A 12,368-nucleotide genomic window follows, 5' to 3' on the forward strand; every position below is an offset into this window, starting at 1 on the left:
CTCTCAACGTATAGCGCACCGGGGGGCTTGCGGCAAGGCCCGGGGGCCGGCGCAGAATGGGCGGCCGAGGCCGGGAACCTGCGGAAATGGCGGATTCGCGAAGTCTGCGTGCTGTTGTCGATGTATCGATCTGTTGATGTGCTGACGTGTCGAAGTGCCGATGGACGGGTCGCGTGGGAACGCCGAACCGCCGGGGGCCCGTGGTGCTGCTCACGGCAGTCGGCGCGGGGCGACGCGGGTGTGCGGGCCCCCACCGGGCAGGGCCGCCGGCCGGAATCCAATGTCGTTGAATGGGCGTTTCGATGATTGACGTGATCGTGGTCGGCGGTGGGCCGACCGGCCTGATGCTGGCCGGTGAGTTGCGGCTGCACGGCGTGCGCACGCTGGTGCTGGAGAAGGAGGCGGAGCCGACCGGGCAGTCGCGCGGGCGCGGTCTGCATGCGCGCAGTGTGGAGGTGATGGACCAGCGCGGTCTGCTGGACCGGTTCCTCGCGGTCAGTGAGAAGTTCCAGGTCGGCGGTTTGTTCGGCGGCATCCCCAAACCGTGGCCGGACAAGTTGGACACCGCGCACCCGTACGGCCTGGCCACTCCGCAGCCCGTCACCGAAAGGCTGCTCGACGAGCGGGCGGTCGAACTCGGTGCCGAGATCCGGCGCGGGCGGGAGGTGGCCGGGCTGAGCCAGGACGCGGGCGGAGTCAGCGTCGAGTTGGCGGACGGTACGCGGCTGCGCTCGCGCTATCTCGTCGGGTGCGACGGTGGCCGCAGTGTGGTGCGCAAGCTGCTCGGCGTCGGCTTTCCCGGCGAGCCCGCCAAGGTCGAGACACTGCTCGGCGACATGGAGATGACCGAGTCGGCGGAGAGGGTCGCCGCCGTCGTGGCGGAGGTCCGCAGGACCCAGCTGCGGTTCGGCACCATCCCCAACGGGGACGGGACGTACCGCGTCATCGTGCCCGCCGAGGACGTGGCCGAGGACCGTACGGCCGCGCCGACCCTTGAGGAGTTCAAGGAGCGGCTGCGGGCGTGCGCGGGCACCGACTTCGGTGTGCACTCGCCGCGTTGGCTGTCCCGGTTCGGTGATGCCACGCGGCTGGCCGAGCGCTACCGGGTCGGGCGGGTGCTGCTGGCCGGTGACGCGGCGCACATCCACCCGCCGACCGGCGGACAGGGGCTCAACCTCGGCGTGCAGGACGCGTTCAATCTCGGCTGGAAGCTGGCCGCCGAGGTCAACGGCTGGGCGCCGGAGGGGCTGTTGGACAGCTACCACGCCGAACGGCATCCGGTGGCCGCCCAGGTGCTGGACAACACCCGCGCGCAGATGACGCTGCTGGGGACGGAGCCGGGCGCGACCGCGCTGCGGGAGCTGTTCTCGAAGCTGATGGACTTCGAGGAGGTGAACCGGTACGTGACCGGGATGATCACCGCGGTCGGGGTCCGCTACGACTTCGGCGAGGGCCACGAACTGCTCGGCCGGCGGATGCGGGACGTGGCGCTGAGGCGCGGCCGTCTCTACGAGCTCATGCGCGGCGGTCGCGGACTGCTGCTCGACCGGACCGGCCGGCTTTCGGTGGCGGGCTGGGCGGACCGGGTCGACCATGTCGTCGACGTCAGCGAGGAACTGGACGCGCCTGCGGTGCTGCTACGGCCGGACGGCCACGTGGCCTGGGTCGGCGGAGAGCAGGCGGATCTGCTCAGCCGGCTGCCGAGGTGGTTCGGCGCGCCCGTCGGCTGAGCCGCGCGGTCCGCGGCCGGCCGCCCGGCCGTCACCACGGACGGTTTCGTCCACCTCAAGTGACCGACCGACGCGCGCTCGGCGGGGCTCCGGACAGGGGATGTCCGGGGCCCTGCCCGATCTCGGTCTCACGGGGCCTCGGCGGACAACAGGGAGCCGGGCCGGGCGGCTTGTGCTGCCGTTTCGTCGTACCGCTGGAGGATCAGTTCCGCCACCGCCGCGTGTGTTCCCAGCGGTGCCGAGGTGAGGGCCGCGCCCGAGCGGGAGGCCCGGCGGGAGAAGGTGCCGGGGGCGAGGAGGTAGCCGGCGACGGCCACGGAGGTGTGGCCCCCGGCGTGCAGGCGGGCGACGGCCTCGGCCGGGGTGGGGGAGCTCGCGCAGAGATAGGAGGGGAGGACGGGCGCGTTCAGCCGGGCCTGGAGCATCGTGGCCATGCGGGCGGTGTCCGCGTTGGCCGCGGGATCCGTGGAGCCCGCGGCGGCGAGGACGACCGGGCTCCCGGCCCACCCCGCCTCGGCGAGCCGTGCCGACAGCGCGGTGGCCAGCAGGGGGTCCGGGCCCAGCGCGCGGGCGACGGACGCCCGCAGACGCGGAGCGGTGGCCAGCGCCGCCGGGATGTCGGTGCGGACGTGGTGGCCCGCGCCCAGGAGCAGCGGGACGAGTACGGCCTCGCCCCGCAGCGCGGCCAGGGTCTCGTCCAGGGAGGGCCGTACGAGGTCCAGATAGCCGACCTCGACCCGCGACCCGGGCCGCAGCGAACGGACCAGGTTCAGCAGGGCCTCGACGGTGGCGACCCCGACCGGGTCGCGGGTGCCGTGGGCGACGGCGACGAGCGCCGGATCCGTCATCCGCCGACCTCCAGCCGGTACCCGCGCTTCGGCACCGTCCGCACCAGTCCCGCGTGCGGTCCCAGGGCGCCGCGCAGCCGCGCGACCGCGGCCTCGACCGCGTGCTCGTCCGTGGTCGTGCCCGCCCAGACCCGGCGCAGCAGATCGGCGCGGCTGACCACCCAGCCCGGGTGCTCGGCCAGAGCCCGCAGCACCGCCGCGGGGACCGGCGGCAGCCAGTAGCTCTCCTCCCCGACGACGAGCGCGCTGCCCTGCAGCACGAGGGTGCGCCCGCCGGCGTCCAGCTCGCGGCGGTTGCGCACCGGGACCGTCTCGGTGATGGTGCGTACCATCGCGCCGAGCCGTCCGCGTTCGGGACAGACCACGGGTACGCCGGCGTTCTCCAGCGGCCGGGCGCAGACCGGGCCGACGCACACCGGCAGTACGTCCTCGCGCAGCGCGGTCAGGACCTCGGCGCGCAGTCCCAGCGTGTCGGCCGTCGCCAGGAAGGCGGTGATCGCGGGCGCGCTGGTGAAGGCGATGGCGTGCACCTCCCGGCGTATCGTCTGAAGGACCAGCCGGCGTACCGGCTCCGGGTCCTCGGGCGGGGCCCAGCGGTAGACCGGGACCTCGATCACCTCGGCGCCGCGTTCGCGCAGCGCGGCGGCGAAGCCGTCCAGCGGGGCACCGTGTTCCTGCACCGCGATCCGGCGCCCGCCCAGGTTCCGGGCGAGCAACCAGGCCAGCAGTTCGTCGTTCGCCTCGGAACGCGGGGAGAAGGTCTCGTCCAGTCCGGTGGCACGGACCGCGCCGGTCGCCTTCGGGCCGCGGCTGAGCACCACCGCGTCCCGGCAGGTCTGGGCGAGCCGGCCGCCCTGCCCCCAGCCCTCGGCGGCGCTCATCCAGCCGCGCCAGCCGACCCCGGTGGTGGCGACCACGTAGTCCAGCGGCGCGGTCAGACAGAGCTCGGTGGCGTGGCGCAGCGCCGCGTCGTCCTCCAGCGGGACGATCCGCATGGTGGGGGCCTCGACCACGCGCGCGCCGCGCCGGCGCAGCAGGGCGGTGAGCTCGTCGCGGCGACGCGCGGCGGTCACTCCTATCGTGTAGCCGACCAGCGGACCGACCGGCTCGGTGGCCGGAGGGCCGCCGGTGGACGTGCCGGCAGTTCCCATGCTGTGCAGGCTCGGTCCGTGGGGTTTCGGCGGCATTGCGCGACCGTCACGCGGGGGTTAGCGAAGCACGTTGCGCTGTTACGGAAGATGTCGTTACCCCCACCCCGTCCCCGGGGCTCCGTGAGGGACGCGTACCGGCGCCGCAATGCGGGTGACCCGGTCGCGTAACCGGGCCGGACGACGCTCGGTGCCATGACGACGACCGACACCCACTGCCCGTACTGCTCGCTCCAGTGCGGCATGCGGCTGCGCACCACGCCCGCCGGGGCGGCGGTGCCGGTGGAGGTCGTGGAGCGGCCACGCTTTCCGGTCAACCTCGGCGCGCTGTGCGGCAAGGGCCGGAGCGCGGCGGCGCTGCTCGGCCGGGCCGCCCGGCTGACCGTACCGCTGGTACGCGACCGGCGCCGCGGGGAGTTGCGCGAGGTGTCGTGGGACGAGGCACTGGACCGGGTCGCCGCCGGGCTGTCGGGTGCCGCCGAGCGGTACGGGCGGGACGCGGTGGGGGTCTTCGGCGGAGGCGGGCTGACCAACGAGAAGGCGTACCTGCTGGGCAAGTTCGCCCGGGTGGCGCTGCGTACCGCGAACATCGACTACAACGGCCGCTTCTGCATGTCCTCGGCGGCTGCCGCGCACCGGCGGGCGTTCGGGATCGACCGCGGGCTGCCGTTCCCGATGGCGGACATCGCGCGGTCCGGCTGTGTGATCCTGGTCGGCGCCAACCCCGCCGAGACCATGCCGCCGGCCCTGCGCCACTTCCGCGAACTGCGCGAGAACGGCGGGCTGCTGATCGTGGTGGACCCGCGCAGGACCAGGACCGCCGAGCTGGCCGACCTGCACCTTCAGCCGCCGCCCGGCACCGATCTGGCGCTCGCACTCGGCCTGCTGCATCTGGTGATCGCGGACGGGAGGCTCGACAAGGACTTCATCGAGGAGCGCACCACTGGTTTCGAGGCGGCCCGCGCCTCCGCGATGGCGCACTGGCCGGAGCGGGTGGAGCGGCTGACCGGTGTGCCGGTGGCCCAACTGCGGGAGGCCGCGGGCATGTTCGCGGACGCGGAGACCGGCATGGTGCTCACCGCCCGCGGCCCCGAGCAGCACAGCAAGGGCACCGACACGGTCAGCGCCTGGATCAATCTGTGCCTGGCCACCGGCAAGGCCGGCCGCCGTTACTCCGGCTACGGCTGTCTGACCGGCCAGGGCAACGGGCAGGGCGGCCGGGAGCACGGGCAGAAGGCCGACCAGCTTCCCGGCTACCGCTCGATCGAGGACCCGGCGGCGCGGGCGCATGTGGCCGCGGTGTGGGGAGTGGACCCGGAGCGGCTGCCGCGCTCGGGGCGCTCGGCCTACGAACTGCTGGACTGCCTCGGGCAGGAGGGCGGGGTGCGGGCGCTGCTGCTGATGGGGTCCAACCCGGTGGTCTCCGCGCCGCGGGCCGGGCACATCACCGAGCGGCTGCGGAGCCTGGACTTCCTCGCGGTGAGCGATCTGGTGCTCTCCGAGACGGCCGAGCTGGCCGATGTCGTGCTGCCGTCGGCGCAGTGGGCCGAGGAGACCGGCACCACCACCAACCTGGAGGGTCGGGTGATCCTGCGTCAGCGGGCGGTCGCCGCGCCGCCCGGCGTGCGCAGCGACCTGGCCGTGCTGAGCGGACTCGCCCGGCGGCTGGGAGTGGAACGGGGCTTCTCCGAGGACCCGGAGCAGGTCTTCGAGGAGCTGCGGCGGGCCTCGGCGGGCGGCCAGGCGGACTACTCGGGCATCAGTTACGACCGGATCCGCGCGGAGGACGGGGTGTTCTGGCCCTGCCCGGCCGACGACGGCAGCGGCGGCAGCGGCGGCAGGAAGGGCGACGGCGACACGGGCGGCAACGGCAAGGGCGACGGCGACACGAGCGGCACCGGCGGCAAGGGCAGGGGCGGCAGCGGCGGCAATGGCGCCACCGGCGCCACCGGCGGCACGGGCGGGCCCGGCGCGCCGCACCCCGGCACGCCCCGGCTGTTCCTGGACCGCTTCGCCACACCGGACGGCCGGGCCCGGTTCGCCGCCGTGTCGCACCGTCCGGCGGCGGAGGAGCCGGACGCCGACTACCCCCTGTTCCTGACCACCGGCCGGGTGGTCTCCCAGTACCAGAGCGGTGCGCAGACCCGCCGTGTGCCCGAGCTCGAACGGGCCGCGCCCGGCCCGTTCGTGGAGCTGCACCCGCGCCTCGCGCACCGGCTCGGGGTGGCCGAGGGCGAGCTGCTCGCGGTGACCAGCCGGCGCGGGCGGGCGGTCGCGCCGGCCCGGGTGACGGAGAGCATCCGGCCCGACACCGTGTTCATGCCCTTCCACTGGGGCGGGGCCGGGCGGGCCAACTCGTTGACCAACCCGGCCCTGGACCCGACCTCCCGGATGCCGGAGTTCAAGGTCTGCGCGGTACGGGTCGAGCGGGCGGGTAGCGGGCGGGCGGGGAACGGGCCGACGGGCAGCGGACCGACGGAGAGCGAGCGGCCGGGCAGCGACCGGCTGGGCAGCGGGCCGACGGGGAGCGCGGTGTGAACGCGCGCATCGCGGTGGTCGGCGCGGGCATGGCCGCCGCCCGGTTCGCCCAGCAGTACCAGGAACTCGGCGGAGAGGCCGAGGTGACGCTCTACGGCGTGGAGCCGCGCGCCCCCTACAACCGGGTGCTGCTCGCCGACGTACTCACCGGCCGCCACGATCCCGAGGCCATCGCCCTGCCGGCCGGTGCCGCCCTGCTGCGCACCGGCGCCGAGGTCGTCGCGCTGGACCCGGCCGCCCGCACGCTGCGGCTGTCGAGCGGGGAGCGGGCCGGGTACGACGACCTGGTGCTGGCCACCGGCGCCAACCCCGTACTGCCACCGATCCGCGGTCTGCGCGCCCCCGGCGGCGATCTGCTCGCCGGAGTGCGCGCCCTGCACACACTCGCCGACTGCCGCGACCTGGCCGAGGCCGCCGCCGGAGCCGCGCGCGCCGTGGTGATCGGCGGCGGAGTGCTCGGCGTCAGCGCCGCCCGCGCGCTGGCCGCGCTCGGGCTTCCGGTGGAGATCGTGCACCACGGCCCGCATCTGATCGAGCGGCAACTCGACGCGCGGGCGGGCGCGGCGCTGCGGAGCGCGCTGGCCGCACTGGGCGTCGAGGTCCACCTCCGCAACCGCGCCCGGGCGCTGTGCGGTGACGGTCGGATCAAGGCGGTGGAGCTGGCCGACGGCCGTCCGCTGGCCGCCGATCTGGTGGTGCTGGCCTGCGGAGTGCGCCCGCGCACCGGGCTCGCGCACGCGGCCGGACTGCTGGTGCGCACCGGCGTGGTGGTGGACGACCGGCTGGCCGCCTCCCGCCCCGGCGTGTTCGCCATCGGTGACTGCGCCGAGCACCGCGGCACGGTGCACGGTCTGTCCGGCCCGGCCTGGGAGCAGGCCGACGTCCTGGCCGCGAGGCTGTCCGGGGCCGGGCCGGACAGGGAGTACACCGGCTCCCGTCCGCTGGCCCGGCTCTCGGCGGGGCCGCTGGAGTACGCCGCGTTCGGCGAGGTGGACGAGGACAGGCACCGGGCCGACTCCGGCCACCATGTGCTGCGGCTGGTCGATACCACCCGCGGCTCCTACAAGAAGCTCGTGCTGCGCGGCGACCGGCTCGTCGGCGGCATCCTGCTGGGCGATCTGGCCACGGTCGGCGCCCTGACCCGGGCGTACGAGCGGGACGAGCCGCTGCCCGAGGACCCCCTGCATCTGCTCACCACCCGAGGAGCCCGTTGATGGAGCGCACGGACGGCACGGACCGCGTCGATGGCACAGACCCCATCGATGGCACCGGCGGCTTCGGTGACAAGGACGACCTCCACGGCACGGACCGCATGGGGGATACGGACGGCACGGACCGCGAACACCTGGTCCTGGTGGGCCACGGCATGGTCGGCCAGCGCTTCCTGGAGGCGCTGTTCGAGCGGTCGGACGCCACGGCGGGAGTCCCGGCCCGGCGGATCACCGTACTCGCCGAGGAACCTCGCCCCGCCTACGACCGAGTGCACCTGACCTCCTGGTTCTCCGGTACCCCGGCGGAGGAGCTGTCGCTGTGCCCGCCCGGCTTCCTCGACGAGCACGGCATCGATCTGCGGCTCGGCGACCCGGCCGTCGCGATCGACCGCGAGGCGCGGCTCGTCACCACCGCGTCCGGGGACCGGCTCCGCTACGACACCCTGGTGCTGGCCACCGGCTCGTACCCGTTCGTACCGCCGGTCCCCGGGCACGACGCCGAGGGCTGCCACGTCTACCGCACCATCGAGGACCTGGAGGCGATCCGGGCCGGCGCCGCCGGGGCCCGGGTCGGCGCGGTGGTCGGCGGCGGGCTGCTCGGGCTGGAGGCGGCCGGCGCGCTGCGGGCCATGGGGCTGGAGACGCATGTCGTGGAGTTCGCCCCGCGGCTGATGTCGATCCAGGTGGACGAGGGCGGAGGCGAGGCGCTGCGCCGCAAGATCGAGGACCTGGGCGTGCTGGTGCACACCGGCGCCGGCACGCGGGCGGTCACCACCGACGAGGACGGCCGGGTCAGCGGCATGGCCCTGTCCGACGGCACCGGACTCGCCGTCGACCTGGTGGTCTTCTCCGCCGGAGTGCGCCCGCGCGACCAGCTCGCCCGTGACTGCGGCCTGCCGGTCGGCGAGCGCGGCGGTGTCGTCGTCGACGCGCGGTGCCGTACCGCCGACCCCGCCGTCCTGGCCATCGGCGAATGCGCGCTGGCCGCCGACGGCCGGGTCTACGGGCTGGTCGCTCCCGGTTACGCGATGGCCGAGGCCGCCGCCCGCGAACTCACCGGCGGTACGGGCTCCTTCACCGGAGCGGACACCTCCACCAAGCTCAAACTGCTCGGCGTGGACGTGGCCAGCTTCGGCGACGCCCACGGCACCACCGAGGGCGCGCTGGAGGTGCTGTACGCCAACAGCCGCGCGGGCGTCTACAAGAAGCTCGTCATCGGCGCGGACGGCGCGCTGCTCGGCGGTGTCCTGGTCGGCGACGCCGACTCGTACGCGCTGCTGCGCCCGCTGGCGCTGAGCGGCTCCCCGCTGCCCGCGCCGCCGGAACAGCTGGTCCTGCCCGCCTCGATCGGCGCGGCCTCCGGCCCGGTCGCGCTGCCGGACGAGGCGGTCGTCTGCTCCTGTCACAACGTCACCAAGGGCGAGATCCGGGCCGCCGTGCACGAGCAGGGCTGCGCGAGCGTCCCCGAGGTCAAGAGGTGCACCAAGGCCGGTACGGGGTGCGGAAGCTGCGTCAAGCTGCTCGGCGGCATCGTCGCGGAGGAACTGGCCGCGAGCGGGGTCGAGATCGCCAAGGGCCTGTGCGAGCACTTCACGCTGACCCGCGCCGAACTGTACGAGATCGTCCGGGTCAAGGGCATCGGCTCCTTCTCCCGGCTGATCGACGAGCACGGCAGCCTGCCGGGCGGCGAGGGCTGCGACATCTGCAAGCCCGTCGTCGCCTCTCTCCTGGCCGGCCTCGGCAACGGTCACATCCTGGACGGCGAACAGGCCGCCCTCCAGGACACCAACGACCACTTCCTGGCCAACATGCAGCGCAACGGCTCGTACTCGGTGGTGCCGCGGATCCCCGGTGGCGAGATCACTCCGCAGGGCCTGATCGTCATCGGTGAGATCGCCCGCGACTTCGGCCTCTACACGAAGATCACCGGTGGTCAGCGGATCGACCTCTTCGGCGCGACCGTGGACCAGCTCCCCCCGATCTGGCGCCGGCTGGTCGACGCCGGTTTCGAGTCCGGGCACGCCTACGGCAAGGCGCTGCGCACCGTGAAGTCGTGCGTCGGCGAGACCTGGTGCCGCTACGGCGTGCAGGACTCGGTGGGCCTCGCGATCGAACTGGAGCTGCGCTACCGAGGGCTGCGCTCCCCGCACAAACTCAAGTCCGCGGTCTCCGGCTGCGCGCGGGAGTGCGCGGAGGCGCAGAGCAAGGACTTCGGGGTGATCGCGACCGCGGCCGGCTGGAACCTCTACGTGGGCGGCAACGGCGGGATGACGCCGCGTCACGCGGATCTGCTGGCGGCCGATCTGGACCGCGAGACGCTGATCCGCACCATCGACCGGTTCCTGATGTTCTACATCCGCACCGCGGACCGGCTGGAGCGTACGGCCTCCTGGCTGGAACGGCTCGACGGCGGCATGGACCATCTGCGGGCCGTCGTCCTGGACGACTCCCTCGGGATCTGCGCCGACCTGGACGAACTGATGGCCCGCCACGTCGAGACCTACGAGGACGAATGGGCGGCCACCCTGGCCGACCCGGAGCGGCTGCGCCGCTTCGTCTCGTTCACCAACGCGCCCGGCGTCCCCGACCCGACGATCCGTTTCGTCGCGGAGCGGGACCAGATCCGTCCGGGACCGGCCCCCGCGTCGGCCCTGATCGCCGGGCCCGACCTGGAGGTACGCGCCCGATGAGCGCGACGACGGATAGGCGCCCGATGAGCGGGACGACGAGCGCGGGGCGGGTGGAGATCCACGACGGCGCGGGGTGGGTCCCGGTGTGCGGGTACGCGGAGCTGACGCCGGGACGCGGGGTCGCCCTGCTGGTGGGCGGCGAGCAGGTCGCGCTGTACCGCGACCGTACGGGCGAGGTGTACGCCGTCGACAACCGCGACCCGTTCAGCGGGGCGTATGTGCTGTCGCGGGGACTGCTGGGGAGCCGGGGAGCGGTCACGGTGGTGCTCTCCCCCATGTACAGACAAGCCTTCGATCTGCGTACGGGTGTGTGTCTGGACGAGGAGACGGCGCCGGACGGATCGCCGGCGGTGCTGAGGGTGTGGCCCGCGAGGGTCCGACCGTAGGCGGGCGGGCGAGCGGGCACCACGCGCGAACCCGAGGGACGTGAGAGGCGCGAGGGACGCGATGGCCGACCACGACCACACGTGAATCGACCACACATGAAGCCGGGGGCGCGTGATGCCGAGGGCGGGGTGCCGGCCGGCTGCCGGTCCTCACGCCTCCCGCCGGGCCCCGTGCGCGGGACGTTCCACCACCGAGCCACCACACGCCGTCAGCCGAAATCTCGGCTTCCTACCTTGCTGCGTGGCGAAGCGCCGGACATGCCCGGCGCCGGACGCGCCACGTGTCAGACGTGCCAGATCGTGTCAGCAGACCCCCTCTCCGCTCCGGCAGGTGCCCATGAGTACAACGGTCAGCAATTCCGAGAACACCGCGACCCCGGCTGCGGCGCGGGTCCGGACCATCGACGACTGGCGTCCGGAGGACGTCGGCTTCTGGGAGGAGGCCGGAGCGCGGATCGCCCGGCGGAACCTGGTGTTCTCGGTCCTCTCCGAGCACATCGGCTTCTCCGTATGGAGCCTGTGGTCCGTGCTGGTCCTCTTCCTCGGACCGGAGTACCACATCGACCCCGCCGGGAAGTTTCTGCTCACCGCCCTGCCGACCGCGCTCGGCGCGGTGCTGCGGCTGCCGTACACCTTCGCCGTGGCCACGTTCGGCGGACGGAACTGGACGGTCTTCAGCGCGCTGCTGCTCCTGGTCCCGACCGTCCTCGCCGGGACCGTGCTCGAACCGGGCGTCTCCTACGGCACGCTCCTCGCCGTGGCGTGCGTCGCGGGAGTCGGCGGCGGCAACTTCGCGTCCTCGATGGCGAACATCAACGCGTTCTATCCGCAGCGGCTCAAGGGCTGGGCGCTGGGCGTCAACGCGGGCGGCGGCAATCTGGGGGTGCCCGTGGTCCAGTTGGCGGGCCTGCTGATCCTGGCGACGGCGGGGGCCGCGCAGCCGCGGCTGCTGCCGCTGGCGTACATCCCGCTGATCGTCCTCGCCGCCCTCGGCGCGGCGTGGAAGATGGACAATCTCACCGCGATGCGCAACGACAAGCGGGCCATGCGCGAGGTCTCCCGCGACCCGCACACCTGGGTGATGTCACTGCTCTACATCGGCACCTTCGGTTCCTTCATAGGCTTCAGCTTCGCCTTCGGGCAGGTGTTGCAGGTGCAGTTCCACACGCGGTTCGACACCCCGGTGAAGGCCGCGGGTCTCACCTTCCTCGGCCCCCTGCTCGGCTCGCTGGTCCGGCCGGTCGGCGGGCTGCTCGCGGACCGTTTCGGCGGGTCGAGGGTGACGCTGTGGAACTTCGCGGCGATGGCCGCCGGCGCGGCCGTGGTGCTGGTCGCCTCGCGGGGGGACTCGCTGGGTCTGTTCATCGTCGGCTTCGTGGCGCTGTTCGTCTTCAGCGGTGTCGGCAACGGCTCCACCTACAAGATGATCCCGGCCATCTTCCGCGCCAGGGCGCGGGCCGAGGTGGCTTCCGGCGCGGACCCGGAGACGGCCGAACGCGACTCCCGCAGGCGCGCGTCCGCGCTGATCGGCATCGCGGGCGCGGTGGGCGCCTTCGGCGGCGTGCTGGTGAACGTGGCGTTCCGGCAGTCGTTCCTGACCACGCACAACGGGAACGCCGCGTACCTCTGCTTCCTGGTGGTCTACGGCCTGTGCGCGGTACTGACCTGGGCCGTCTACCTCCGCCCGTCCGCCGCGCGGCTCACCGGCGTGTAGCGCGCGCTCCGGCGCGGAGTGGACCATGACCGTCTCGGCGCGGTGGCGGAGGCCGACGGAAGCGGGCGGGTCCCGGGTGAAGGGGGGATGGGCGGCTCCGCGC

Annotated in this window: 8 protein-coding genes; 6 read left to right on the top strand and 2 right to left on the bottom strand. The window is 73.8% G+C overall.

Annotated features, from left to right (window positions below; genetic code table 11):
* Nucleotides 1-302 precede the first annotated feature (302 nt).
* Nucleotides 303-1,730, top strand: a complete 1,428-nt coding sequence (gene rox, locus BFF77_RS19760; protein WP_066951554.1) for a rifampin monooxygenase — start codon at nt 303-305, stop codon at nt 1,728-1,730.
* Between the two features lie 128 nt (nt 1,731-1,858).
* On the opposite strand, the gene BFF77_RS19765 is transcribed toward rox, so the two are convergent.
* Together BFF77_RS19765 and BFF77_RS19770 are read right to left on the bottom strand one after the other, a co-directional pair.
* Nucleotides 1,859-2,578 carry a sirohydrochlorin chelatase gene (locus BFF77_RS19765; protein WP_066951556.1) on the bottom strand — a complete coding sequence of 240 codons (720 nt, stop codon included), beginning with the start codon at nt 2,576-2,578 and terminating at the stop codon, nt 1,859-1,861.
* Complete coding sequence (locus tag BFF77_RS19770) at nt 2,575-3,729, bottom strand: uroporphyrinogen-III synthase (RefSeq protein WP_066951558.1); 1,155 nt, start codon at nt 3,727-3,729, stop codon at nt 2,575-2,577. Before BFF77_RS19770 ends, BFF77_RS19765 begins: the two co-directional genes overlap by 4 nt.
* 192 nt (nt 3,730-3,921) lie before the next feature.
* On the opposite strand from BFF77_RS19770, the gene BFF77_RS19775 reads away from it, so the two are divergent.
* The 5 genes from BFF77_RS19775 to BFF77_RS19795 all read left to right on the top strand — a co-directional run bounded on the left by BFF77_RS19775 (nt 3,922) and on the right by BFF77_RS19795 (nt 12,265).
* Nucleotides 3,922-6,264 (top strand): molybdopterin oxidoreductase family protein, encoded by a 2,343-nt coding sequence (locus BFF77_RS19775; RefSeq protein WP_066951560.1) that lies wholly within the window; start codon nt 3,922-3,924, stop codon nt 6,262-6,264.
* A complete protein-coding gene (locus BFF77_RS19780; RefSeq protein WP_211280278.1) occupies nt 6,261-7,478 on the top strand; it encodes an NAD(P)/FAD-dependent oxidoreductase in 1,218 nt (405 codons plus the stop codon). The genes BFF77_RS19775 and BFF77_RS19780 overlap by 4 nt, the downstream gene beginning before the upstream one ends.
* Nucleotides 7,479-7,576: 98 nt before the next feature.
* A complete protein-coding gene (nirB, locus tag BFF77_RS19785) occupies nt 7,577-10,165 on the top strand; it encodes a nitrite reductase large subunit NirB (protein ID WP_066951569.1) in 2,589 nt (862 codons plus the stop codon).
* A gap of 23 nt (nt 10,166-10,188) precedes the next feature.
* Nucleotides 10,189-10,551 (top strand): nitrite reductase small subunit NirD, encoded by a 363-nt coding sequence (nirD, locus tag BFF77_RS19790; RefSeq protein WP_066951562.1) that lies wholly within the window; start codon nt 10,189-10,191, stop codon nt 10,549-10,551.
* A 337-nt stretch (nt 10,552-10,888) separates the two neighbouring features.
* Entirely contained in the window at nt 10,889-12,265 is a 1,377-nt protein-coding gene (locus BFF77_RS19795) for a nitrate/nitrite transporter (protein WP_066951564.1), read from the top strand.
* Nucleotides 12,266-12,368: the final 103 nt, after the last annotated feature.

This window comes from Streptomyces lushanensis, assembly GCF_001700515.1.
GTDB lineage: Bacteria > Actinomycetota > Actinomycetes > Streptomycetales > Streptomycetaceae > Streptomyces > Streptomyces lushanensis.

Bases quoted from the DNA above. Each gene is read 5' to 3' on its own strand.
- rox (WP_066951554.1), top strand. From the start codon at position 303: ATGATTGACGTGATCGTGGTCGGCGGTGGGCCGACCGGCCTGATGCTG.
- BFF77_RS19765 (WP_066951556.1), bottom strand. From the start codon at position 2,578: ATGACGGATCCGGCGCTCGTCGCCGTCGCCCACGGCACCCGCGACCCG.
- BFF77_RS19770 (WP_066951558.1), bottom strand. From the start codon at position 3,729: ATGGGAACTGCCGGCACGTCCACCGGCGGCCCTCCGGCCACCGAGCCG.
- BFF77_RS19775 (WP_066951560.1), top strand. From the start codon at position 3,922: ATGACGACGACCGACACCCACTGCCCGTACTGCTCGCTCCAGTGCGGC.
- nirB (WP_066951569.1), top strand. From the start codon at position 7,577: ATGGGGGATACGGACGGCACGGACCGCGAACACCTGGTCCTGGTGGGC.
- nirD (WP_066951562.1), top strand. From the start codon at position 10,189: ATGAGCGGGACGACGAGCGCGGGGCGGGTGGAGATCCACGACGGCGCG.
- BFF77_RS19795 (WP_066951564.1), top strand. From the start codon at position 10,889: ATGAGTACAACGGTCAGCAATTCCGAGAACACCGCGACCCCGGCTGCG.